At 68.3% G+C, this 21,331-nt stretch carries 17 protein-coding genes; 13 read left to right on the forward strand and 4 right to left on the reverse strand.

All coding sequences use genetic code 11. The features are described from left to right. The first annotated feature begins 195 nt into the window (after window positions 1-195). From EX20_RS10905 to EX20_RS10920, 3 genes are all read left to right on the forward strand, one after another. Complete coding sequence (locus EX20_RS10905; protein WP_165927434.1) at window positions 196-2,727, forward strand: penicillin-binding protein 1A; 2,532 nt, start codon at window positions 196-198, stop codon at window positions 2,725-2,727. 556 nt (window positions 2,728-3,283) lie between these two features. Then, entirely contained in the window at window positions 3,284-3,613 is a 330-nt protein-coding gene (locus EX20_RS10910) for a DUF4148 domain-containing protein (RefSeq protein WP_011882177.1), read from the forward strand. A 277-nt stretch (window positions 3,614-3,890) separates the two neighbouring features. Further along, window positions 3,891-4,295, forward strand: a complete 405-nt coding sequence (locus tag EX20_RS10920) for a lysozyme inhibitor LprI family protein (RefSeq protein ID WP_034193528.1) — start codon at window positions 3,891-3,893, stop codon at window positions 4,293-4,295. A 9-nt stretch (window positions 4,296-4,304) separates the two neighbouring features. Here EX20_RS10920 and EX20_RS10925 read toward each other — a convergent pair whose 3' ends face one another. Beyond that, window positions 4,305-4,952 carry a response regulator gene (locus EX20_RS10925; protein WP_034193529.1) on the reverse strand — a complete coding sequence of 216 codons (648 nt, stop codon included), beginning with the start codon at window positions 4,950-4,952 and terminating at the stop codon, window positions 4,305-4,307. Beyond that, window positions 4,949-7,042, reverse strand: coding sequence for a PAS domain-containing sensor histidine kinase (locus EX20_RS10930; protein ID WP_034193530.1), 2,094 nt, complete (start codon window positions 7,040-7,042; stop codon window positions 4,949-4,951). Before EX20_RS10930 ends, EX20_RS10925 begins: the two co-directional genes overlap by 4 nt. 307 nt (window positions 7,043-7,349) lie before the next feature. Here EX20_RS10930 and EX20_RS10935 point away from each other — a divergent pair, with 307 nt between their 5' ends. The 5 genes from EX20_RS10935 (at window position 7,350) to EX20_RS10955 (ending at window position 12,850) form a co-directional block, all read left to right on the forward strand. Then, the gene (locus tag EX20_RS10935; RefSeq protein ID WP_011882181.1) at window positions 7,350-7,814 is read left to right on the forward strand and encodes a universal stress protein; all 465 of its coding nucleotides are present in this window, start codon (window positions 7,350-7,352) and stop codon (window positions 7,812-7,814) included. A gap of 339 nt (window positions 7,815-8,153) precedes the next feature. Beyond that, window positions 8,154-8,660 carry a cupin domain-containing protein gene (locus EX20_RS10940; RefSeq protein WP_034193531.1) on the forward strand — a complete coding sequence of 169 codons (507 nt, stop codon included), beginning with the start codon at window positions 8,154-8,156 and terminating at the stop codon, window positions 8,658-8,660. Between the two features lie 151 nt (window positions 8,661-8,811). Beyond that, window positions 8,812-9,843 (forward strand): DedA family protein/thiosulfate sulfurtransferase GlpE, encoded by a 1,032-nt coding sequence (locus tag EX20_RS10945; protein WP_014724915.1) that lies wholly within the window; start codon window positions 8,812-8,814, stop codon window positions 9,841-9,843. A gap of 840 nt (window positions 9,844-10,683) precedes the next feature. Further along, complete coding sequence (locus tag EX20_RS10950; protein ID WP_034193532.1) at window positions 10,684-11,559, forward strand: hypothetical protein; 876 nt, start codon at window positions 10,684-10,686, stop codon at window positions 11,557-11,559. 355 nt (window positions 11,560-11,914) lie between these two features. Continuing rightward, a complete protein-coding gene (locus EX20_RS10955) occupies window positions 11,915-12,850 on the forward strand; it encodes a universal stress protein (RefSeq protein WP_011882186.1) in 936 nt (311 codons plus the stop codon). 464 nt (window positions 12,851-13,314) lie between these two features. Here the strand turns inward: EX20_RS10955 and EX20_RS10960 are convergent, their stop codons facing one another. Continuing rightward, complete coding sequence (locus tag EX20_RS10960) at window positions 13,315-13,725, reverse strand: hypothetical protein (protein WP_011882187.1); 411 nt, start codon at window positions 13,723-13,725, stop codon at window positions 13,315-13,317. Window positions 13,726-14,338: 613 nt separating this feature from the next. Between EX20_RS10960 and EX20_RS10965 the strand changes: the two genes are divergently transcribed. Both EX20_RS10965 and EX20_RS10970 read left to right on the forward strand, forming a co-directional pair. Then, window positions 14,339-14,593: a DUF3562 domain-containing protein gene (locus tag EX20_RS10965; RefSeq protein WP_011882189.1), complete on the forward strand. Its 255-nt coding sequence runs from the start codon at window positions 14,339-14,341 to the stop codon at window positions 14,591-14,593. Window positions 14,594-14,765: 172 nt separating this feature from the next. Next, window positions 14,766-16,565, forward strand: coding sequence for a methyl-accepting chemotaxis protein (locus EX20_RS10970; protein WP_014724910.1), 1,800 nt, complete (start codon window positions 14,766-14,768; stop codon window positions 16,563-16,565). 29 nt (window positions 16,566-16,594) lie between these two features. On the opposite strand, the gene EX20_RS10975 is transcribed toward EX20_RS10970, so the two are convergent. After that, window positions 16,595-17,569, reverse strand: coding sequence for a sigma-54 interaction domain-containing protein (locus tag EX20_RS10975; RefSeq protein WP_011882191.1), 975 nt, complete (start codon window positions 17,567-17,569; stop codon window positions 16,595-16,597). A 414-nt stretch (window positions 17,570-17,983) separates the two neighbouring features. Here EX20_RS10975 and EX20_RS10980 point away from each other — a divergent pair, with 414 nt between their 5' ends. The 3 genes from EX20_RS10980 (at window position 17,984) to EX20_RS10990 (ending at window position 21,322) form a co-directional block, all read left to right on the forward strand. Further along, entirely contained in the window at window positions 17,984-19,972 is a 1,989-nt protein-coding gene (locus tag EX20_RS10980; protein WP_034193533.1) for a hybrid sensor histidine kinase/response regulator, read from the forward strand. Between the two features lie 36 nt (window positions 19,973-20,008). Next, complete coding sequence (locus EX20_RS10985) at window positions 20,009-20,425, forward strand: BON domain-containing protein (RefSeq protein ID WP_034193559.1); 417 nt, start codon at window positions 20,009-20,011, stop codon at window positions 20,423-20,425. A 261-nt stretch (window positions 20,426-20,686) separates the two neighbouring features. Further along, the gene (locus EX20_RS10990) at window positions 20,687-21,322 is read left to right on the forward strand and encodes a DUF4142 domain-containing protein (protein WP_034193560.1); all 636 of its coding nucleotides are present in this window, start codon (window positions 20,687-20,689) and stop codon (window positions 21,320-21,322) included. Window positions 21,323-21,331 lie beyond the last annotated feature (9 nt).

Consider the following 21,331-nt stretch of genomic DNA (forward strand, 5'->3'; position numbering starts at 1 on the left):
GCTAAGGCAGCACCGACCGCGCCCGCTTGCCGTCTCCCCGACGCATAGCGCAGCTTCCCACTGCGCACACCCGCCTTTTTCGACAAGAAATCACCCGCGGAACCCCGCCAAACGGGCGCCGCCCGGAATTGCGCCCGACTTTTGGTACGATGCAGCCTTTCCAGCAGATCCCCCACCCGCGTGAATCGCCGAAACGTGTCGTCAGTGCGTGAGCTCCTTGCCAAATGGGCCGCGCGCGCCCAACCCGTCGCGGCCGCTGCCGCCGTGCCCGTCAAGCGCGTACTGGCCAGCGCCTGGCGCCATCTCCGCCATCCGACGCGACGCGGCGCGTTGCGCGCCGCCGCCGCCGTGCCCGTGCTGTTCCTGCTCTACGTGCTCGCGCTGATACCGTTTACGCCGGGCATCGGCGACATCCGCAAGGCGCGCGTCGATCAGCCCGCGCAGGTGCTGTCCGCCGACGGCAAGGTGCTCGCGGAATTCAAGCCGTCGAACCGCGAATGGGTGTCGCTCAAGCAGATCTCGCCGCACATGGTCGACGCGCTGATCGCGACCGAGGACCATCGCTTCTACGAGCACCACGGCCTCGACTGGAAGCGCACCGCGTCGGCGGCGCTCCATACGTTCTCGGGCGATCGCCAGGGCGGCTCGACGATCACGCAGCAGCTCGCGCGCAACCTCTATCCGGACGAGATCGGCCGCGCGCCGACGCTCACGCGCAAGGTAAAGGAAGCGATCACCGCGCTGAAGATCGAGGCCGTGTACAGCAAGGAGCAGATCCTCGAGACCTACCTGAACACGGTGCCGTTCCTGTACAACGCGTACGGCGTCGAGATGGCCGCGCGCACCTATTTCGACAAGTCGGCCGACGAGCTCGACGTGCTCGACGCCGCGACGCTGGTCGGGATGCTGAAGGGCAACAGCTACTACAACCCGGTGCTCAATCCGGAGCGCGCGCTGCAGCGTCGCAACACGGTGCTCGGGCAGATGGTGAAGTACGGCAAGCTGTCGGCGGCGCAGTTCGCGCAGTTGCAGCGGCGGCCGTTGCGCATCGACTTCGAGCGTCAGAAGGAGCCGCCGGGGCCGGCGCCGCACTTCGCGCAGCAGCTGCGCAAATGGCTGATCGGCTGGGCCGACCGCAACGATTACAACATCTATTCGGATGGGCTGATCGTGCGCACGACGATCGATTCACGGCTTCAGCAGATCGCGACGCAGGCGCTGACGCAGCAGGCGAACCAGCTGCAGGGCATCGCGAACAATGCGTGGAGCGGCAGCGACGGTTGCGGCACGGACAACGAGGTGTTTCGCACCTTCATGCGCGAGTCGCCCGAATACAAGGCGGCGCAGGACGCCGGCAAGAACGACGCGGCCGCGATGAAGCAGCTCGCGGCCGACCGCGGCTTCATGCGCGCGCTGTGCAAGGCCAAGACCGACGTGCAGGCCGGGTTCGTCGCCATCGATCCGCGCGACGGGCAGATTCGCGCGTGGGTCGGCAGCCGCGATTTCACGAGCGAGCCGTTCGATCACGTCGCGCAGGCGCGGCGTCAGCCCGGCTCGACGTTCAAGCCGTTCGTATATGGCGCCGCGTTCGCGAGCGGGATGACGCCCGACGACACCTTCATCGACCAGCCGGTCGAGATTCCGCTGAAGGGCGGCGAGATCTGGCGGCCCAACGACGATGTGCCACCGTCGGGCAAGCCGATGACGTTGCGCGATGCGCTCGCGCTGTCGCGCAACCGGATCACCGCCCAGGTGATGGAGAAGGTCGGCCCGGCGGCCGTCGCGCGGCTCGCACGCGACATGGGCGTGCGCGAAAGCCCGCTCGAGCGCGTGCCGTCGCTTGCGCTCGGCACGAGCCCGGTGACGCTGAAAGAGATGGTCGCGTCGTACGCGACGATTGCGAACGGCGGGCTCTACACCGAGCCGCAGATGGTGACGCGCATCGAAAACCGGCAGGGCGACGTGCTGGCCGAATACGCGCCGGCGCCGCCCGAACGCGCGCTCGACGGCGAAACCGACAAGACGCTGCTCGACGTGATGCGCGACGTCGTCACGCGCGGCACCGGCAGCAGCATCCGCACGCGTTTCGGCGTGCGCGGCGACGTGGCCGGCAAGACCGGCACCACGCAGGACAACGCGGACGGCTGGTTCATTCTGATGCAGCCGGGACTCGTGGCCGGAGCCTGGGTCGGCTTCGACGACGGTCGCGTGACGCTGCGCAGCGACTATTGGGGGCAGGGCGCGCACAGCGCGCTGCCGATCGTCGGCGAGTTCTTCCAGCGGGCGCAGCGCGCGCGGATCGTCGATGCGAAGCTGAAATTCGATACCGAGCCGTCGCCGGGGTGGTTCGCGTCGGTGCGGGAGCGCGTGACCGACCTGTTCGACGGCTGGTTCGGACCCGAGCCGAAGAAGGCGCCGACGCGCGTCAGGACTCAGCGTATCGAGCGGCAACCCGACGCCGATGCGGCCGCGGCTTCGGCGGCCTCTGCAGCATCGGCGCCGGAGGCTGCGTCCGGCGGCATCGTCGAGCAATGGATTCCGGCATCCGAGGTGGCCGCATCGGCGGCCGCGATGTCGGGCGGCGCGTCGCAAGCACCGGTCTTGCCGCCGCCGGCAGCCGGCAGCGCGGGGAACGCGGGCGGCGCCGGGCCGGGTGCGGCATCGGGCGTCGCGCCTGGGCCGGCGCCGGCGCCTGCGTCGCCGGAGAGCGCCAGCAGTTCGCAATGAGCTTGCGATCGGCTGTCGCGCCTGGGGCGATGCCTGGGTCGGTATCACCGGCAATCCGCAGTAACCGGACGTTCGGTTTTGGCGCGATGCTGCCGTAATCACGTTGTCGCGACAGTTCACGCGGCCACGCCGCGCCTTTCTGATGCGGCCCCATCACTGATCACGTCGCGCTCGCGCGCGACGAGGTGCCGCTTCGTTTCGATATATGCGGATGCAGACGACGCTGCGTGATCCCGCGCAGCAGCAGTCCTGTTCGATCGCTTCCGGTCCGTGCGCCAGCGCGATGACGAAGCGCCCGTCGCAACCGAGCACGGCGCCATGTCGGCAGCAACGCGCACGAGGTCTGACGAACGCGCTTACCGACCGCGATTGCGCGCGAATGTGTGGGTAATCATCTGAAGATTCCGCTGAAACGCCCGAGATTGTACAGATGCCGTCAACAGTGAATTTGCGATTTAAGTATTTACCCTGATAGTCGCGCCTCCTAGACTTCCACTCATGCGCAACGACTACCGAGTCCGAAGCGCCCGACAAAACAATCTGGAGGTAACGCATCATGAAATCGCTGATCCAAGCAGTTGCATTGGCCGCGCTGGTCGCCGCACCGGTCGTGTCGTTCGCTCAATCGAACCAGCAGCCGCTGACGCGTGCGCAAGTGCGTGCGGAACTGGTCCAGCTCGAAAAGGCCGGCTACAACCCGAACGACTGGATGAACTATCCGGACAACATCCAGGCTGCGCAGGCGAAGATCGCCGCTGCTCGCGACACCGGCGCACAGGCTGACGTCAGTGGTTACGGTGCCAACCCGGTCGCGACGTCGCAGTCCGGCCGTCGCGCAGTCGTGCCGGTCGCGACCGATCGCTCGTCGGTCTACTTCGGCCACTGAGCCGTTCGTCGTCACGCGGCCGCCGGCCGCCGCGCCGGCTGCATCGACAAACCCGCACTCGCCCTGAGTGCGGGTTTTTTCATTTGCACGGCCGCGGCGTGCGCTGACAACCGGTCGCGCGTGCGCTAGCATCGCGGTCGGTATCGACGCGGCGGTCGGCGGCGCAACGCGCTTGTCGCCGGCCGATTCGCGACGCCGCGCGCCGAGGCGCGGCGGGCACCAGCAACACGCCCGGCACCGCGTTCCACGACTTCAACGAAAACAAACAGGAGCATCCATGCGTGTCCCGACCGGTCTGCTGTGCGCGCTCGCGCTGACGGCGAACCTTGCCCATGCCCAGACGAACTGCGCCGATGCGGCGGATCAGGCCGCGCTGACGGCGTGTGCCGATCGCGCGTACAAGAAATCCGACGCGGAACTGAACCGCACGTACCAGGCCGTCACGGCGCGCCTGCGCGATGCCCGGCCGCTCGCTGACAAGCTCGTGAGCGCGCAACGCGCGTGGATCGCCTACCGCGACGCCGAGTGCAGCTTCTCGAGTGCGAACGCCGAAGGCGGCAGCGTGTACCCGATGGTCGTGTCGACCTGCCTCGACGATCTGACGAAGACGCGCACCGAAACGCTGAAGGGCTATCTGTCCTGCGAGGAAGGCGATCTCGCGTGCCCGGTGCCGGCGCGCTGAAAGCGCGCTCTAGACGTCGTCCGCTTCGTCGAGCAGCTTGTGCCGCATCGCGTAGCGGACCAGCGCCGCCTCGTGCGGCATCTGCATCTTTTCGAGGATCCGCGTCTTGTAGGTGCTGACCGTCTTCGCGCTCACGCATAGCGCCTGTGCGATCTCGGTCAGCGTCTGGCCGGCCGCGATCCGGCGGAACACGTCGAACTCGCGATCCGACAGCCGCTGATGCGGCAGCGTCTCGGCCGGCTCGTTCAGGCTCTGCGCGAACTGCTCGGCCATCGTGAGGCTGACGTAGACGCCGCCCGTCGCGACCTTGGTCACCGCGCCGACCAACTCGGCGCTCGCGCTTTCCTTGGTCAGATAGCCCGACGCTCCCGCACGAAACGCGCGCACCGCGTATTGCTGCTCCGCGTGCATCGTCAGCACGAGCACGCGCAGCGCGGGTTTTTCGTCCTTGATCTGCTTGATCAGCTCGACGCCGTTGCGGCCCGGCATCGACAGGTCGAGCACCAGAACCTGCGCGGGCGTCGAACGGACCAGCGCAATCGTCGACGGGCCGTCGCACGCTTCGCCGGCCACTTCGAATCCGGTGGCGTTCTGCAGAATGTGCCGCAGACCGTCGCGCACGAGCGTATGGTCGTCGGCGATGAGCACCTTGATCATGTGAGGGTGTTTTCCTGTTGAACAGCGCCGAGCGGGAACGCGACCGTGATCGAGAAGCCGCGCGCGAGCGCGGTGTCGATCGTCACGCTGCCGCCGAGCATGTGCGCGCGTTCGCGAATGCCGATCAGCCCGAACGATTTGTCGTGCGCGGGGCCGCCCGGCGCCGCGCCGCGGCCGTTGTCCGCAACGCGCAGCACGCAAAAGCCTTCTTCGATGTCGAGCCGCAGCGCCACGCGTGTCGCATCCGCATGGCGCGCGACGTTCGTCAGCGCTTCCTGCACGATCCGGAACAGCGTGGTCGCGCCCGTGCTCGTGAACGCGATGCCGCCCGTTTCGATGGTGCGCTCGACGTCGATCCCGTAGCGGTTGGTGAAATCGTTCGCGAGCCACTCGATCGCCGGCACGAGGCCGAGGTCGTCGAGCATCACGGGACGCAGGTCGGCGGCGATGCGCCGAACCGACGCGACGGTCGCGTCGATCAGCCGGCGCATCCCGTGCAGGTGCGACAGCACGCCGTCGTCGGGCTGCGTGTGGCCCTGCGCGCGCAACTGCTGCTCGACGACCGACAGATCCATCTTCAATGCGGTGAGCTGCTGGCCGAGGTCGTCGTGCAGTTCGCGCGCGATGCGCGTCTTTTCTTCTTCGCGCACGTTCTGCAGGTTCGCCGACAGTTCGCGCAGCTCCTCGCGCGATTGCTTCACCGCGTTCTCCGCGCGCAGCCGCTCGGTGATGTCGCGCAGCATCACCGTATAGAGCTTGCCCGATGCGTCGCGGATCTGCGAGATCGACGCCTCGATCGGGAATTCCTCGCCGTTGCCGCGCAGCCCGAACAGCACGCGCTGACGACCCATCTGCCGTTCCGAGACGCCCGTCACGCCGAACTGGTCGACGTGCTTCGCATGCGCGGCGCGGAACCGCTCGGGGATGAAGCGCGACAGCGGCGCGCCGATCGCCTCCATTGCCGACACGCCGAATACCTGCTCGGCCATCGGGTTGAAGATCACGATCGTCTGCTTCTCGTCGATCGTGATGATCGCTTCCATCGACGAACGGATGATGCCCATCATCCGCGCCTCGTTCAGGATGCCGCGGCTGTTCGCGCCGGCATCCGCGCCGCCCGCGCGGCCGCGCAGCAGCGCATGGACCAGCGCCGCGAACGCGATCGACGCGATCAGCCCGGCTGTGAGCACGATGCCCGCCGCGCGCTGCGCGCCGGTCGCGCTCGGGCGGCCGTCCGCGGAATAGGCCAGCGTGAGCAGCGTGCCGCCGAAATTCAGCTGGTCGGTGCGCTGCATCAGGTCGGGGGACGCCATGGCCTCGTCGGTCGTCGTTTCCGCGCTCGCGATCGGATGCGGATTGTCGCCCGCGCTGATGCGCAGATCGAGCCCGCGCTCCGCGTCGAGCGCGCGCTCGACCAGCCGATTCGGGTTCAGTTCGGCGAACAGCACGCCGTCGGCGTCGGCTGGCGTGGCGGCCGTCCGGGACGCGGCCGCGGCGCGCAGAAACAAGGTGAGGGTGCGCGCATCGCGGGACGTATCGCTGTCGGCGGGATGAATGCCGAGCGCGACGTCGCCGCTGCGCAGCGCGCGGGCGAGCGGCGCCTGATCGAACGAGCCGAAATGCACGTCGGGCGCGTTGGACGCCGGGGCGCTGAGTGCGGCGACCGCGAGCGGACCGTCCGGCATCGGCGCATGGCCGGCGAGGGCACCGAGTGCTGCCGGCGACAGCGGCGCGTAGCCGATCAGCCGGACCGGCGAGCGGCCGCTGTCGAGATCGAGCGTGTCGACGTACCGGCGCCATTGCTCGGGCGTCATCTGCGGCGCGAGCGCGAACGCGCCACGCGCGCCTTCGAGCACGGCGACGCTTGATTGCAACTCGTGACGCAGCATCGCGCTCACGTGCGAGGTGCGACGCTCGAAGCGTGTATGGACGGCGCCTTGCCACTGCTCGCGAACGAGCAGCGCGACGCCGAGCGACAGCGCCGCGCCGGCGAAGAGTGCAACGACACCGGCCGCGAACGGCTGGCGTAAAAAGCTTGGCGAACGCGTCGGGCCTCGGGCGTCACGCGGCGGGGTTCCACTGGCGGTCATTCGATAGCCATTCAGATGTCGGGGTTGCCCGTGGCACGGGGCAATGCGGCAAATCCGGAAAAAACTCGCACCGGCCGCGGACGGCGTCTATTTTGAAGGTGAAATTGTGCGCGTTTTGCACGTATTTTGTAATAGGGGCCAGCCAAAAAACCGACGCGAGGCGTCGCGACGGGCGTCGCGGCGGCGTTTGATGCGGGTCAAGCGGAGGCTCGGGCCCACACGGCAGACTGTTCGGCAGGCGAGCCGGCATCGGGCCGGCCCGCGATGACGGGCGCGCTACGCGCGTGCCTGCTCGGAGGAAAGAACCATGTACAAACGGATTTTCGTCGGGCTCGACGGCAGCCCGAGCGCGCGTCTCGCGCTGAACGAGGCGATCCGGATCGCGGCGGCATCGGGCGGCAACGTGACGTGTGCGTACGTCGTCGAACATCGGCCGCAACTCGTCGACGTCGATGCGGGCTTCGCGGCCGAACACGACGGCGATGCGGCGGCGGCCGACGCGGCGACGCAGGTGCTCGACGACGCGAAAGCGGTACTCGCGCAGCATCGCGTGCCGGGCACCGTGCGCGCGCTCGACGCTTACGGCGACGACATCGCTGCAGTGCTGATGCGCACGGCGGCCGAAGCCGACGCCGATCTGATCGTGATGGGCACGAGCGGGCGGCATGGCCTGCGCCGGCTGTTGCTCGGCAGTGTCGCGGAATCGCTGCTGCGGGCGGCCGATCGTCCGGTGCTGCTGGTGCGGCAGCAGAGCGCCGCTCCGGGCGCCTGACGCGGCGATGCGGGCCGCGCAGGGCCGCTCGTGGAGGGCGGGCGAGCGTGTGCTGCGTGGTGCGAGCGGCCCCGTGAGGCGCTGCGGTGGGCGGCGGACCGACGGCATGCTCGTCCGCGGGCCGGATGCACGCATTGCCGATCAGCGGCGTTGGCGCAGCGGTTGCGTGTCCGCGGGAATTTCTGGCAGGATCGGCACGGGTTCGCCCGGGCTTCGTCGGCAGGCGGCGTCCCGCGCGCTCGCGTCGCCGTTTGCATGGCGGCGGCAGGTGGCGCGGCGGTGGCCCATTGCCATCCTGCGTTGCCAGCCCGATTCCATCCTTCATCGACTTCATCCGCCATGCCGATCCGCGCCGCCGACTTGATTCGCCAGTTCAATCTGCAACCGCATCCCGAGGGCGGCTATTTCCGCGAAACCTACCGCGCCGCCGATGCGGTCACGCGTGCCCCCGACGGCGCGCCGCGCGCGGCGTCGACGGCGATCTACTACCTGCTGTGCGATGGTGCGTATTCCTCGTGGCACCGGATCCGTTCGGACGAGGTCTGGCATTTCTACGCAGGCGACCCGCTCGAGGTGTGGGTGCTCGACGAGCACGACGGGCTGACGATACACCGGCTCGGCAACCCGCTCACGCATCCGGGCACCGTGTTCCAGGCCGTCGTGCCGGCCGGGCGCTGGTTCGGCGCGCGGTGCGCCGCGCCGGAGCACGTCGCGCTGGTCGGCTGCACGGTCGCGCCGGGGTTCGAGTTCTCCGAGTTCGAGCTGGCGGACGCGACCGCGCTGGCCGCCGCGTTCCCGCAGTACGCGGAACACGTCGCGGCGCTCGCGCAGCGCCGCGACGCCTGACGGCGCCCGGTACGTTCCCGGCGGCGCTCGGCAAACCCGTTTAGAATGCTCGGTGGTGCAGGATCGGCCGCGGACGTGCCGCGGCGATCGCTGCCTGCCGTATCGACGGCCGCCCCGTCGCACGGTCCGCATGTCTTCCAGGAGCGCCGCCGTGTGGCACTTTCCCGTTGCGATTCCCTCGTCACTCGGCCCGTGGGCCGTGTTTGCGAGCGTACTGATCACGCAGCTCGGCGTGCCGGTTCCGGCCGTGCCGATGCTCATCCTCGGCGGCACCATGGCGGCGATGGGGCAGGCGTCGTGGGCGAGCATGTTCGCGGCGGCGATCGGTGCAACGATGCTCGCCGATTCGCTGTGGTTCTTCATGGGCCGCACGCGCGGCCGGCGCCTGCTGAACGGGCTCGTGCGTTTCTCGCTGTCGCTCGACACGACGCTGCGGTTCGCGCGTAACGTATTCGAACGCTACGGCGCGCCGCTGCTCGTGCTGTCGAAGTTCCTGCCGGGCCTCGGGCTGGTTTCGGCGCCGCTGCTCGGCACGACGGCGATCGGCATCGGCGTGTTTCTGTTCTGGGATCTTGCCGGCGCGTCGTTGTGGGCCGCGTTCTGGCTCATCGGCGGTGCGGCGGTACACGACCAGATCGTCCAGTTCGTGCTGTGGGTGCGCGCGAGCGGCGGCACGATCCTCGATGCGTTTCTCGCGATCTTCATCACGTTCCTGCTGTACCGCTGGGTGCGGCGCGTGCAGTTCCGCCGCTACCTCGCGCAGGTGCGCATCTCGCCGCCACAACTCGTCGAGATGATGACGTCGAACGAGCCGCCGCTGATCTTCGACGCGCGCCCGCGCGCGATTCGCGAGCGCGAGCCGTACCGGATCGCCGGCGCGGTGCCGGTCGATCTCGATTCGCCGGATCTGCTCGATCCGGAATTGCTGAAGCGGCCGATCGTCGTCTATTGCGTGTGCCCGAACGAGGCGACCGCGAAGCGGCTGATCGCGAAGATGCAGCGCAAGAAGATGATCCACAACGTCCGCGCGCTGAAGGGTGGCCTCGATGCGTGGGAAAAGCACGGCTATCCGGTCGAACCGCTACCGGCGGATGCGGATGCGTCGCGGTATTTCGTGCAGCCGGACCACCATGGCGCCGCGCTCGCCGGCGAATACACGGTGCGGGCGACGTTGTCGAAGTGAGGCGGCGGCGCTCGCTTCGTCTTTCGTCGCACGTATGTCGGTGACTTCGGGCGCGATTCTTCATATTCGGATTGCGTTTTACCCGGCAAACAAGAACGTCGATTATTTCTTATCAGAAGTATTTCCCGGCAAGTCGCAGCGACAAACGTTGATCGCCGAAGCTGTTTGATCATCTCTGACACTGTGGTTTGCCTGCTTTCTGTTACGCTCACGCACCGTGAATAACACCATATCAATTGCGGATGCGCTGGGCCGATGAAACATTGCGACGCACGCGGAAAAACCATCAACGAAACACGATGGCGAACTCCCGAATCTGCGTAATCCCGAGACAATTCCAGAATGATCGATTCAAATCGGCACGCGCCCAGATACGGGAATCCCGCCTGGCGTCGCAACAGCGCATCGGCCGGGCGCGCATTGACAGATCGCCACTATTTCGGCGACTTGCGATTCGAGCACTCGCTCGTCCACCGCACCGTGTAGCCGCGCCTGGAGCACACGGTGACCGATCGGCCGCCCGCCGTAGCCCGATGTACCGCTACGCAGCCGGTGCGATCGATGCGAACCTCCCGGCACCGTTGATGATCGCTACACCGGCTCGTTCGCTACGCAGCGATCACGCGCGGTCGGTTTATCGGCGGCACGCGATACGAAATCGATAATGCGATCACCGAAGGCCGCCACCCGGACCGGTTTCGACCGCGTAACGATACGGCGGTGGTGCGACGTTTCAGCGGACTAAACGAAGCACAAATACCAGTCGATCAATGCGGCAGTCCGCAACCCATCTTTACCAAAAAAGTCCCGACAACTACGGGAATACATGAGGCCAATACCATGAAAACATCCATTCGTTTGCCGGCCCTGTTGGCAACTGCACTCGTCTCGGCGGCACTGTCTGCGTGTGGCGGCGACGGCGTGAATCCGATGAGCGCCGGCGTCGCCGGTGCGGCGTCGTCTCCGGCGCCCGTAGCGCCGCAACCTGTGCCACCAGCTGCCCAGGCGGCGTGTCGGCCGGCCGGCAAGTTTACGTACACGGGTTCCGCGTCGCAAATCGCGGCGAATAACGGGCAGTTCGCCGTCGTGACCGTGCCCACGCTGCCGCCCGCATATGCGAACAACCGCAACTTCACCGCGCCGAATGCGCCGGCGTCGAGTCTGGTTCAGCAGGCAAGCGGCGCGTTCACCACGCTCGCGTCGTCCGCTGCGGCGACCGACTGTCTCGGTCTCGATCACGGCGCCGTGACCGAGATCCAGAGCAGCGGCACCGACGTTGCGATCGGCCGGTGGAACCAAGCGATGGACACCGACGGCAACACCTATACCAGCACGCAAGGCGTTCATTACGCCGTCGGTACGCCGCTGGCGTTGACGGCGACGAGCGGTACGCTCGCCTGCACGCAACTGCTCGCGGATACGGTCGCGAGCGACAACGGCAACGCGTCCGGCACGCTCGGCGCGACTACGGCTACGCTGGATCTCGGCGCACGCACGCTCGACAACCTGCGCCTGTCGCTCAACGTCGCAAACACCGCGTACACGCTGACGTACGCGCAAGCACCGTTGAACGGGACGTCGAAAACGGGGCAGCTGTCGATTCAGTCGGTCGTCGTCGGCCACGATGCGACGCAGCCGCTGGTCGCCGTCGGCTACGCGGGCTCGCTGCCGAACGCCGGCGGTATCGGCGGCGTGGTCGTGCTGGCGTGCAAGTGAAGTGACGGGCGCTACGCGCCGATAGTGCGGATTCCGGCCGCGCTCGCGATCGGCCCGGTGAGGGGCGTGCCGCTCGGCATCGCGTATGCGATGTTCTACGCGAACCGCGCGAGCGCATCCGCGCCGACGAAGCCGTAAGCGGACCGGTGCGCCCCGGCGACGGCCCGCGGCGGCATTGATCACGATCATGCGTGCGCGGGCCGGACGTCATATGCTGTCGAAATCGCTTGTCCGCGCTTCGCGTGCGCAGCCGTCGATTCGTGCGACCGCGCCGGCCGTCCGGCCGACGTGCACCGCCGCCGCGCGAAGCATCCGTCGTCGCTCCCGACGACGTGCCCGCGAGGAGACCGCCGCCATGCCATCCACCCCATCCATTCCGACGCTCGCCAGAATCGCATTGGCCGTCGATCCGACGCCCGAGGCGCTGTCGGCCGCCCGCTACACGCGCACGCTGCTGCGTCCCGGCATGCAGTTGCGCATCATCTGCGCGATCGACAATCCGCGCCTCGTGCTGCCCGACATCCCGCGCGTCGACGCGCTGCTGACATCGGCGCGCGAAGAGATGACGCGTGAAGCGCAGGCGACGCTCGCGCGCATTGCCGCGTTGTTCGAAGACAGCGGCGTGGCCGTCGAGCAGGCGATCGTCGATACGTCGGTCACCGGCGGTACGGTGGCCGATGCGCTCGCGAGCGACACGTCGGCATGGCAGGCCGATGTGCTCGTGGTCGGCGCGAACCCGCACCACGGCCTGCTGAGGCTGTTCGAAGGCGCGGTGTCCGATACGCTCACGGCGCGCGCGCAGTGCGCGCTGCTGATCGTGCCGGCCGGCTATGCGCGGCCGTCGGACGGGCCGCTGCAGCGGCTGATGTTCGCGGTCGACGGCAGCGAGCCGTCGCTGCACGCGGTACGCGTCGGGCTCGGCTTCGCGGCGCCGACGACGTTGCTGTACGCAGCCTATGTCGTCGACCGCGCGATTCGTCTGACGGACATCGTGCCGGTGCGCGCGCTCGAGGACGCGTATCGCGCGGAAGGCGAGGACGCACTCGCGCGGGTCGGCCCGCTGTTGCATGCCGCGGGAAATCCGACCAAGCGCGGCATCGTCGAAACGCGCCCGACCAGCGACGACGTCGCGCACGCGCTGATGCGGGATGCCGTGCACTGGCGCGCGGAGCTGCTCGTCGTCGGTACGCATGGCCGCCGCGGCATCGCGGCGTGGCTGATCGGCAGCGTCGCGCGGCGCATTGCTCATGTCGCGCAGGTGCCGGTGTTGCTGGTGCGAGGCGCGGCGTAAAGGATTGGCCGCGCCGCGTGCAAGGGCGATGCTTTCGTCGACCTGCGGTAGAAACGACGCGTGCTTTCTGTAAGATATTCGGAATAGTTGCGCACGCGGCGTGCGTCGTGTCGTGCGCTCGTCACGCCGCGATTCGACGCGTCGGATGCGGCGCGCACGATCCGGCGAGCATCTGGGGCCGGTTCGATTCGTCCGCTTTCCGGGGTGCGGCCATGCAGCGCGTAGCGCGCGATCCCGTCAGGGACTCTCTGGCACGAGGGTAGGCAGCCTGCGGCTGCCTTGGATAACGGACGGGGTGGAGTTCACCCCGTCCGCTTTCCTGGCCGCGTGCCAACGGCTTTTCTCGCAGGTATGGTCTGGTTCGATGTCGCGGTGTGCAACGGCGGATGATGGTGCGACGTGGAGCGATGCATCTGCGGCCGCGGCTCGGTCATGCGACGCCGCCGACGTCGGCGCTCAGTCGCTCATGCGGCACGTAGCGTTCGCTGATCGCGCGCGCGGCGCGTACGCCGGCATGCACGCATGCACCGATGCATCGCATGCAGGTGCGCACGCGAGCCCGGCCGGCGATCGCGCAGATGCGGCCAGCCGGGGCGCGGCTTGCGGCGCGGCATCGTGACGATCGGCGCGGGCGCGGCGGTCCGCACGCACAGCGCCGCCGCAAAGCGCTGCAACGCGCGCACCGAACCGGCAATGCTCTGGTACTTTTCGCGGCCGATCTGCGCATCGAGCGTGACGAGCAAGCCCGCTTCACGGGCGAGCGCGAGCAGCGCGTCGAGATCCTCGTACGGACGATTCCCGGCCGACCCCGCGGGGCCGGGCAGCGCGCGCGGGCGCCGCAGTGCGTCGCGGGCCCGGATCGTGCGATATGTCATGGTTGGTCTCCTGCGCCGGACCCCGCGTGCCGGCTCGATGGCCGGCTGCGCGATGAACGGTATGAACGCTTGGTTCATGACGTCAGTATCTTCCGCCTGCACGGCGTTGCCAATCGGTGCGTGCTGAAGTCGCTGTAGGCCGATGCGCGCCGGCTATCGGAATCCACTGACAAGTGCGGCCGATGCACGGCCGCCGATACCGCTCGAACCTGCATCTCGCGGCCGTGACGGGCACGGGTCGTGCGGCCTCGTCGTGCGGCCTGTCTTGCCCGTTCGAACTGACGAATGGCGGTCTGCACGCGTTGCTTGACGCGGCATTTCGGCCCGTCTAACTTGCTCGGTGTATCGCTGTCATCGCGACGGTTCATCGTCGGCGCGATCGCACGATATCGCGTCCTCGGGGGGACGTGGTCATGCTTCCGGTTGCTCGCGGCCAGTTGCGCCGCGAATCTGCGCGCGTATCGATCCTTCGAACGGTCGGCACGGCGGCACGCAAGGTGCCGTTGACCGCGCGCAAACCCGCATCGGCGCATCGCACGCCGGGCGCGCGTCCAGTCGTTAATCTTCAGGTAGTGCCCTTGATCTTCGTTCCTCGACCCGCCAGGAGCCGTCGATGTCACCCGACAATTTGCTTGATTCGCTGAAGGCCGCCGCCGCGCAGCGCGCGATCGACGCCGACCAGCTGCGCACGATGCTCGACGACGAAGTGCGCGCGCTGTCCTCCGATGCGCGCGTGCACGATTACATCCACGTGTTCGCGATCCGCCATCTGCGCGAACGCATGCGCAGGCAGGACGAACTCGAGCGCGACGCGTCGTCCGGCACGCGACGCAACGAGTCGGACAGGAGCAGCAGCCGGCATCCGTGACGCCGATGCGCCGCCGGATGCCGGCGGCCCGCTCGCGCATGGGCGAGCGCTCGCGCGATTCGCCACACGTTTGCGAATCATCACGACAACCTCAAGTAAACCGCGCAATTGCCGTATACCAGGTGAACTGGTCCACTGCGCGTTCGCGCTTCCTTACTGAGTCGTTGCTGCCATGCTCTCGTCCATCCGCACCCGCATTCTTGCCGCGTGCGTCGCAATCGTCGTATTTGCACTCGTCGCCACCACGCTCATCAACTACTTCATCGCGCGCTCGTACAACGACGATGCGATCGATCGCAACCTGACATCCGTCGCGAGCGGCCACGTGGTCGGCATCGGCGACTGGGTCGCGACCAAAAGCCGGATGATCGCGTCGCTGCAGGATGCGGCGCTGTCGCCCGATCCGCTGCCGGTGTTCAAGCAGATGGCCGCAGCCGGCGGCTTCACTAACGTGTACGCCGGCTATGCGGACAAGGTGTACCACTTCGCCGACCCGACCGGCATTCCGTCCGACTACGATCCGACCGTGCGGCCGTGGTACAAGCAGGCCGCGCAGGCCGGCAAGCCCGTCGTCACGCCGCCTTACGTCGACGCGGGCACCGGCAAGCTGGTGGTCTCGTTCGCGGTGCCGATCCTGCGTGACGGCGTGCTGAAGGGCGTCGTCGGCGCCGACGTCGGCATGGACAGCGTGATCGCCAACGTGAAGTCGATCCACCCGACGCCCGCGAGCTTCGGGATGCTGGTCGACAGCAGCGGCCACGTCGTCGCGCATCCGGACACGAAGCTCACGCTGAAGCCGGTCGCCGACGTGTCGTCCGAACTCGGCGGCATGAGCGCCGCGTCGATCGCGACCGCCACCGCGCCGGTCGAAGTGCATGTCGGCGACGACGCGAAGCTGGTGCGCGCGCAGGCGGTGCCCGGCACCGACTGGTATGCGCTCGTGCTGCTCGACAAAGCGGAAGCGACGGCCGGCATGCGATCGCTGCTGACCGCGTCGCTGATTACGCTGGTGGTGATCGTCGGCATCGCGTCGGTGATCATCGGTGCGATCACGACGACCGCGTTTCGCCGGCTCTCGCAGGTCCGTCAGGCAATGGCCTCGATCGGTTCCGGCACCGGCGACCTGACGCAGCGCCTGCCGGCCGAAGGCCGCGACGAGGTGTCCGACATCGCGCGCTCGTTCAACAGCTTCGTCGACAAGCTCAACGACGTGATGCGACAGATCCGCGACGCGAGCGAATCGGTGCGCACGGCCGCGAACGAAATCGCTGCGGGCAATCAGGATCTGTCGTCGCGCACCGAATCCGCCGCGGCGAGCCTCGAGGAAACCGCCGCGTCGATGGAGGAAATCACCGCGACGGTCGGCCAGTCGGCGGCTGCGGCCACGCAGGCGGACGAACGCGCGGCATCGGCGTCGCGGATCGCGTCGCACGGCGGCGTCGTGGTGTCGGACGTCGTCGCGACGATGGGCAAGATCGAGGAGGCCTCGGGACGGATCGGCGACATCATCGGCGTGATCGACGGCATCGCGTTCCAGACCAACATCCTCGCGTTGAACGCGGCCGTCGAAGCCGCGCGTGCGGGCGAGCAGGGCCGCGGCTTCGCCGTGGTCGCGCAGGAAGTGCGCAGCCTCGCACAACGCAGCGCGCAGGCCGCGCGTGAAGTGAAGGTGCTGGTCGAATCGACGGTCGCGAGCGTGTCGGCCGGGTCGGGACAGGTGCGGCAGGCCGGCGACACGATGCGCGAGATCGTCGCGAACGTCGCCAACGTGACGACCATCATCTCGGAGATCACCCATGCGGCCAACGAGCAGACGCGCGGGATCCAGGAAGTGAACCGCGCGGTCACGCAGCTCGACGAAATGGTCCAGCAGAACGCGGCGCTCGTCGAGCAGTCGACCGCGGCCGCCACCGCGCTGCAGACGCAGGCGAACGCGCTCGCCACGACGGTCGGGCAGTTCAAGATCGCCTGACCTTCCTCCGGTACGCGGTGCGGCCGCGCTCACGCGTGGCCGTCGTCGCGCATCAGCGCCAGCCGGTTGTAGAGCGTTTTCAGGCTGATGCCGAGCGCCTTCGCGGCGCGCGGCTTGTTGCCGTCGAAGTGATGCAGCGTTGCGGCGATGAAGCGCTGCTGCGCATGGTGCAGCGTCGCACCGATCGGCAGCGCGATGCGGTCGTTCGACGTGTGCTCGGGCGGCATCGCCAGCTTCGGCAGCGCGAGATCGATCCCGTCGTCCGCGAGGATGTACGCGCGCTCGATCATGTTGTGCAGTTCGCGCACGTTGCCGGGCCACGAATACGCGCGCAGCGCCGCGATCGCCGCATCGGTCAGCTGCTTGTGCGCGCGGTTGCGTGCGTTCAGCGCCGCGACGAATTCATGCGCGATCGCCTCGGCGTCGCCGCTGCGCTGCCGCAGCGGCGGCACATACAGCGCGAAGGCGGCGAGGCGGTAGAACAGATCCTCGCGCAAGCGGCCGGTGCGCACGGCTTCCGCCGGATTGTGACGCGTCGACGACAGCACGCGCACGTTCAGTGCGATCGGCTCGCTGCCGCCGACCCGCATGATCGTGTTCGACTCGAGCGCGCGCAGCAGCTTCACCTGCAGCGCCGCAGGCATTTCCGCAATTTCGTCGAGCAGCAACGTGCCGCCGCACGCCGCTTCGAAGAAGCCCTCGCGCCTCGCGACCGCGCCGGTGAAACTCCCTTTCTCGTGGCCGAACAACTGCGCGTCGGCGATGTCGGCCGGAATGGCGCCGCAGTTGACCGGCACGAACGGTCCGTCCCGGTGCGCGCTGAGCGCGTGCAGACACCGCGCGACGATATCCTTGCCGACCCCGCTTTCGCCCGCGATCATCACGCTGGCGCCGGTCGGGGCGATCCGCTCGATGCGGTCCTGCAATACGCGTACGGCAGTCGAGCCGCCGGACAGCCGCGATGCATCGCCGCGTTGCTTTGGATGGACATTGAATTCAACCATGACTGTCAGAGCGCGCGCCGTTTTGAAAATCGGCGTCGCGCATTCCGTCGGCTGCAATATCTACATCGACAACGGAATGGCCGTCGCAGTGCCGCGATATAGAAAATTTCAATGTGCGGCGTGTGGCCTCTAGAAATATCCGATCGCATTACGGCGATCGGGATCGTTGCTTTTTTACAGTCGACGAATGCAAATTCGTCAGACATTTGTAGGGCCGGAGGCCTGCGCGCACCGCGGCGGGCCATCCGACATGCGCCGCTGCGACATGCGGGGCGGTCCGCGGCCTACGCCCGAGATCCCGCGCAGGTACGCTGGTTGCTGCGCCGTCGAGGCTCGCCCGGCATGCTTTGCGGCTAGTCCTCCGCCGGGGCGGCAGCCGCGAAATGACGGTCGCCGGCGCGATGCAAGGTAAAGATGAGGACCTTAACCCGTGAGCTCTTTCGGCAGGGCGCGTGGGTGCTGCTTGCTGTCGGGGTGGCGTCCGCGCTGCAGGCGTGGGCGATTCGCGTCGTCGGCGTGCATGAGCCCTTCGCACCGCTGCCGTTCTATGCCGGCGTCGCGGCCGCCGCCTGGCTGACTTCGCTGGCCGGCGGGCTCGCTGCGACCGCCGTCAGTCTCGCCGTGATCGGCGCGCTGTGGTGGCGCCCGGCGGCGCCTTCCGAATTGCTGGCCCAGGCCGTCGCGTTCGTCGCGATCAGTTTCGTCGAGTGCGCACTGGTCGTGGCCGTCAAGCCGCTGTTTGCGAACGACCGCTTGCGCGGCGCCGACAGCGACGACGAAGCGCCCAGCCCGACGCGTCGCGAGCCCGCAGCCGCGTCGCTCGAGCATGCGCCTTCCGACGACTTGGCGTTGTTGCACAGCGTGGTCGACGCGTCGCCCGACGCCATCGTCGGCGTCGACGCGGGACGGCGGATCGTCAGCTGGAACCGGGCCGCGCGTCGGATCTTTGGCGTCGATGCGACGGCGGCAATCGGTCGCGACGTCACGACGTTGATCGCACCGCGCTGGCTCCGGCTGCAGCCGCTTCCGGCGTCGTTCGAGCACCCGCGCGCGGCCGTCGGCCCGTTCGACGTGCTGTGCGTGCGCGGCGACGGCGGCCGTTTCCGCGCGAGCTTCGCGGCCGCACCGATCGTCGATGCCGGCGGCAACTGCACGGGCCTGTCGATCACGCTGCGCGAGGCCGACCAACGGCGGCGCGACGAGCGCGGCCACCTGCGGGCGTTGCGCGGCGCACGCGTGCAGGCGGACCAGTCGAACCGGCTGAAGGACGAATTGCTGTCCACCGTATCGCACGAACTACGCACGCCGCTGAACGTGATCTACGGCTGGGTCGAGGTGTTGCGCAGCGTCGACGGTCAGGCATTCGCGCAGCAGGCGATCGATGCGATCGATCGCAGCGCGCGGTCGTTGTCGCGGATGGTCGGCGACCTGCTCGACGCATCGTCGCTCGCGACCGGGCGTACGCGGCTCGAGCGCGCGCCGGTCGATCTGGTGCGCATCGTGCGCGATGCGGTGCGCGAACTCGGCGGGAGCGCGGACGCGAACGGCATCGCGCTGTCGACCGACTGCGCATTGACGAACTGCGTCATTTCCGCGGACGGGGAGCGCTTGCGCCAGGTGCTGTCCAACTTGCTGTCGAACGCGATCAAGTTCACGCCGTCGGGCGGTCGCATCACCGTGTCGCTGGCCCGCGCTGGCGCGCGCGTGCGCATGGCGGTCACCGATACGGGCCACGGCATTTCCGCCGAGCGGCTGCCGCATCTGTTCGATACGTTCAACCGGCCGGAAGGCGCTGCGGCCTCGCCGAAACGCGGGTTGGGGCTCGGCCTGTCGATCGTGCGCAATATCGTGCGGCTGCACGGCGGCGACGTGGCTGCGAGCAGCCCTGGCGCCGGCCTCGGCACGACCGTGACGGTGACGTTGCCGGTGGACTGGGACGCCGACGATCCGGCCGCTGATCCGGCGCGCCCGGCCACGGCGTTGAAGGCGGTCGCGCTCGACGGCTACCGCGTGCTGGTCGTCGACGACGACGCCACGTCGCGCGCGAGTCTCGCGGCCGCGCTCGAAACGTTCGGCGCGCAGGTCGCACTGGCGCATTCTGGGCGCGACGCGCTGAACGCGCTGTCGCGCCAGCGGCCTGGCGTCGTGCTGTCCGATCTCGCCATGCCCGACGGCGACGGCTTCTGGCTGCTCGATCACATCCGTCATCTGCCGGGCGACGACGCACGCATGCCCGTGGTTGCCGTGACCGCGCATACCGGCGCGGAAGACCGCAAGCGCGTGATGGCGGCCGGCTTCGACGCGTATCTGCCCAAGCCGGTCGATATGCCGACGCTCGCGAGCGTGATCGTCGACGTGTCGTCCGAAGGTGACGGAGCGGCGGCCGGCCGGGGACAGCACTGAATTGCGGTGGCATGCGCCTATCCCGAGGAGCGGACGATGAAGCGATCGAACTACACGCAACGCGACGGCATCGGCGGCCGACCGGCGCATCGCATGCGGATGCGGATGCGGCCGGCCGCGCAGATCATCGGCGCGTGGCTGCTGTCCTGCGCGTGCGTCGCGACGCCGCGCGCGGCAGCGGCCGACGAAAGCGTGGGGCACAAGCTCGCGAGCGAAGCATCGGCGGTGGGCGGCCAGCTGCGCGATGCGACGCTCGCATCGCGCATCCGCGCGGCGCTCGTGGCCGAGCGCGGCCTCGCGTCCGACGACATCGATGTCCAGGTCCACGGCCGCGTGGCCGAGTTGACGGGCAGCGTGCCGGACGAGCCGCAGCATGCGGCGGCGATCCGCGTCGTGCGTGACGTCAGCGGCGTGAGCGGTGTGCAGGATCGGCTGAAGGTGGGCCGGAAGTAGCGCGACGCAGCGGGGTGGTCGAGTTGACGCAGCAGCGTTGCCACGACCTACAGCATGCGGCGGCGCTTCACGTCGTGCATGACGCGGAGGGACGTGCGTGAGAGACGCCGACGGCGCTCTGGAAGCAGCGTTCCGGACGAGCGCCGTGTGACGGGGCTGCAACCGTTCCGAGTTCGCGCTGCGCCGCCGCGACGCATACGCCCGCAGCCGTCGCGATTTTCGCGCGCCGATCGACCGACGAATACGGAGACGCCGATGAAGATGAACACGAACCATCACGGCAACAGAGGCCACCGCAGGGCGTCCCCTCGCATCCCGCTGCTGCTGTCGATACCGACGGCGCTTGCACTGGCCGCCACCTCGGCGCTCCCGCAGCCGCCCCCGGCATCCTCGGTGCGCGTTGCCCCTGGCGTCGTGCGCCCGGGCGAGACGCCCGACGAGGCGGACATGACACGACGGCCCACCGGTTTCGATGCGGAGTTCGTCGACAAGGCCGGCATCGTCGGCAAGACGGCGGTGCAGGCGAGCCAGCTCGCGCTCGAGCGCTCATCGAATCCGCAATTGAAGGCGTTCGCGCGCAGAATCGTCGACGACTACGGCCGCATGACGGCCGAACTGCGCCGGCTCGGCGCACGTAAAGGCGTGCCCGTGCAGACGCGCATGCTGGTCGACCCGGCGCTCACTGCGCTGCGCACCGAAACGGGCGTGGCGTTCGACAAAGGCTATCTGTCGGTCGCCGGGCCGACGGCGCAGGAGGCGGCGGTGAAGCTCTACGAAGCCGAACGTCGCGACGGCCGCGACGCGCAGCTTCGCGCGTTCGCGGCCGATGCGCTGCCCACCCTCAACGAACACCTTCGCGCGGCGCGCGAGCTTGCACGGTCCGTTGCGGCGCGTTAGGCCGCCATC

This window comes from Burkholderia sp. WP42 (assembly GCF_000745665.1).
Taxonomy (GTDB): Bacteria; Pseudomonadota; Gammaproteobacteria; order Burkholderiales; family Burkholderiaceae; genus Burkholderia; species Burkholderia vietnamiensis.